3 protein-coding genes are annotated in these 3,528 nt (G+C 35.9%); 1 reads left to right on the forward strand and 2 read right to left on the reverse strand.

The annotated features are described in order from the left end of the window. Nucleotides 1-276: 276 nt before the first annotated feature. Both Q0X66_RS15570 and Q0X66_RS15575 read right to left on the reverse strand, forming a co-directional pair. The gene (locus tag Q0X66_RS15570) at nucleotides 277-1,554 is read right to left on the reverse strand and encodes a serine hydrolase (protein WP_297707991.1); all 1,278 of its coding nucleotides are present in this window, start codon (nucleotides 1,552-1,554) and stop codon (nucleotides 277-279) included. A gap of 283 nt (nucleotides 1,555-1,837) precedes the next feature. Continuing rightward, nucleotides 1,838-2,215 carry a hypothetical protein gene (locus Q0X66_RS15575; RefSeq protein WP_297707993.1) on the reverse strand — a complete coding sequence of 126 codons (378 nt, stop codon included), beginning with the start codon at nucleotides 2,213-2,215 and terminating at the stop codon, nucleotides 1,838-1,840. A gap of 633 nt (nucleotides 2,216-2,848) precedes the next feature. Between Q0X66_RS15575 and Q0X66_RS15580 the strand changes: the two genes are divergently transcribed. Further along, a complete protein-coding gene (locus Q0X66_RS15580) occupies nucleotides 2,849-3,112 on the forward strand; it encodes a hypothetical protein (protein WP_297707995.1) in 264 nt (87 codons plus the stop codon). The last annotated feature ends 416 nt before the right edge of the window (nucleotides 3,113-3,528 follow it).

Consider the following 3,528-nt stretch of genomic DNA (forward strand, 5'->3'; position numbering starts at 1 on the left):
GCATACCTCATGTATTTTAAAGGCTTATTATCGTCTGCGAGTTTCTTGCGGATTTTTCTAAAGAAGTTGATCATAAGTGGTGGTTGGTTGTTCTTCCTAAGATACTGAATTATCCAACATGCCTGTTACTAAGATAACTATTGAAGATAAATAGACCACCTCATTATATACCACTACCGATGTTGCTCTTTTAGGAGGTATTGACAACGAACGGTTTGTGTATGGTTCGTTTTAATGCAATTTATCTTTTGTTACCACCTTTGTTTTTTCAGCGGTTCAATCATTAATTGCTTGATACATCAGATTTTTGAATTTGACATTCATGTCATTTTTATTTGGATTAAGTTGGGTCATCAAGATCCCAATTAATTCTTCCTGAGGATCCACCCAATAAAATGAATCGAAATATCCTAACCATGAATATGTGCCTTCACTCCCGGGATTACCTGTAAATATCGGGCCTCTTGAAATGGCAAATCCAGATCCAAAACCGTGTCCCTTAAACCAGTTGAATTTATCTCCAGTCTGTTCACTTGTCATAAGTTCAACAGTTTTTCTTCCTAGTAGTTGTTTGTCTTTGAATTTCCCATTGCTAAGAAGCATTTGAAGAAATTTAAAATAGTCTTCAGCCGTCGAAACTAATCCGCCCCCACCGGAAAAGTAATTTTTATTTGTTTCATGCATTGTATAGTCGGTAAAAAATCTGGTTTGATCTAGACCGATAAGCTTCCTCAATTGTCCTAATGAATCAATTCCATATAAGGATGCTAATCGTTTAACTTTTTGTTGTGGTAAATAGAAATAAGTATCATTCATTTCTAATGGGACAAATAATCTATCCGTGACGAATTTATCGAATGTTTGGCCAGAAACGACTTCGATTAAATATCCGAGAACATCCATATTTAAACCATACTGCCATTTTTCTCCCGGATGATGGACGAGCGGCAATTTTGCCAATCTTTTTACCATATCTTCTATACTACCTTCTGATTCTCCAAGACCATTATAAATTTCATTTTCAATGTATATATCAGAAATGTATGGTTGCTTCAAGAAGGCATATGTTAATCCTGATGTATGATTAAGCAAGTGGCGAATGGTTATTTGAGATCGAGCTTTTTCCAAAACATATGATTTATTAACAGTATCCTCAACCATAACCTGCATGTTTGAAAATTCTGGTATGTATTTGGAAACAGCGTCATCCAAGGTAAAATATCCATCTTCGAAGAGCATCATTGTACTTGCAACGGTTATAGCTTTAGTCATCGAGGCGATTCTGAATATGTTATCAGTTTTCATTTGCTGTTTTGATTCGATATCCTTCATACCAAAAGCTTTGAGATACCCAATCTGACCTTTCCTGGCAATTAATGCAACTCCACCTGCAACTTCCTCTTGATCCACATATTCATTTAGAATTCGGTCGATCGTCTCTAACTTTTCTAAGGACAGTCCAGATTCATCAGGTGTAATAAGTGATTGACCAATTGCAGATAGAGAAATACCAATTAAAAAAACGGTGACGAATATCTTAGCTATATTTTTCATATTTCAAGATGATTATGTTTTGTTAGCATTGGCGGTAACAATGGGATATAGATATTGATTATATCCCACTTATGTAAACTAAGATAGTATATTTAGATTTTACCCAAAAGGTGATTAGTGCCTATAAGTTATGCGGTACATTATGTTCTAAATGTACACTTTAGATAGAATCACAGACGTTGTTCTTTTAGGAGGTTAATAGATAACGCTGTGGCTATGTAGTCGTCTTGGCCAATAGCCAGTTTAGAATAATAGCCTCTGTTCTCGGCAGGTTTATTTTAGTTTATTCTTCCAGTTCCGCCATTTTTTTACCTATATGTTCCATCAGTTCACCAAACTCCTTCTCAGGGCTAAAATCAATTATTTTTACATCTTCTTCAACAATGGCAGTATGTCCTGCAGGCCAGTAAAATACATCACCTTTTTTGACAATTTCTTCAGATTTATCATCATAAATTAGCCGTATTGCACCCTCAGCAATATAGCCCCAATGTGGGCAATGGCAACTGTTATTTTTTAGTCCTTGAAGCAAAGGTGTAAAGTCAGTTCCTTTGGGTAGTTCATTAAAAGCAATGGTCATTCCTCCATAACCCGTTATGTTGCGCATAATTGAATCAGGGGTTTGCATGACAATTGGCATGTCTTCTTTGTTGATTTTCATAATTCTGCTTTTTTAAATGTTAATATAATTTTATTAATTTCTTCTTGTAGGGAACCTTTGTTATAAGCGCAATGCGTTCGTTTAGAGAGCGTTATCGATTATATATTGGGTGCTCATTCTATTTGTATTTTTAATATTCTAGTCTAATTTAAAATTTACGCAACCCTTCTGGCTGGGGCAATGATTTTCATCAGGTATCTGGGTAAGATTTCCAGATTGTTAATAGACCACCACATTACATAGAGTAACAGATGTTTTGGTTGTTGGTGATAAAATGAATCTATGAAATGGTTATAGAAGAAGATAAATAGATGCGAAGGCACCAGAACCTAAAGCTGAAAAACCCCATTCATGGGGCCTTTTAGAGTTTGAAAAATTTATACTTACCGAAAAGGTGACTTTGAGGTATTAGACCACTCAGCACATTCCCCTCACTCCGTTGTCCTTCATTTCGGGCAAAGAGCTTCATTGTATAGGTCTTGGACACAACCCCAAACCCAATACTTTGGGGTTACGTCCGCTTTAACTCAAATGGGAAATTCTTAAAAGCTGTAAGTAATTGAAAATCAATTGTATAAAAAAAGTTAGCAATTATTAAAATTGCTAACTCATTGATAATCAGGTTTTTAAAAAGTGACCTGGCTGGGGTTGAATCCCTCAACCATCACCAAGGTTTCTGTTGACATATTTGGTCGTCTGACCCAACACTCCCAAACTGCAAAAGCAAAATCTGTTTATTTAAAAGATTTATTGGAATTTGGTGCCTGGGATTTATTTCCTCGGCTGGGGTTGACTCGTTTCACTCGTCTGACCCAGCCGTCCCAAGGTCAAAGAGCAAAACCCAGCAACCTAGTGGTTGCTAGTTTTAATTTTTTAAATAATATCAAGCAGGCTTGAATTATTTTCAAAATAAAAACCCACCTATTTTAGGTGGGTTTTGCTCTCTCTGGTGACCTGGCTGGGGCTTACCGTAGTATCGCGTTTTTGCGCCAAATACGGCATAAACTTCTCGCCCCAATTTTATTTCATAAAAAAATCCTGACCTTGCTGTCAGGATTTCCATCTCACGTTGTGACCTGGCTGGGGTTTGAACCTATGCCTCTGAAGTCAGTCAGAATGGACTCTTTGCTAATTTTCACAATCGATGTTGACGATTTGTGAACCTATTATGATATAAATTATGTCAAAGTAACTTTCGAGTTACAAATATATGGGATTTCAAATGTTAATTTTATTTATGGTTGATTAATTTTAGTTAAGTAATGCGAGCTGTCTAAAAAATGAAGGTCTATGAAGTTCATTTAAAAGATTCT

The organism is uncultured Eudoraea sp., assembly GCF_947260015.1.
Lineage (GTDB): Bacteria > Bacteroidota > Bacteroidia > Flavobacteriales > Flavobacteriaceae > Eudoraea.

Coding starts and splice junctions, on each gene's coding strand:
- Q0X66_RS15570 (WP_297707991.1), bottom strand. CDS start 1,554: ATGAAAAATATAGCTAAGATATTCGTCACCGTTTTTTTAATTGGTATT.
- Q0X66_RS15575 (WP_297707993.1), bottom strand. CDS start 2,215: ATGAAAATCAACAAAGAAGACATGCCAATTGTCATGCAAACCCCTGAT.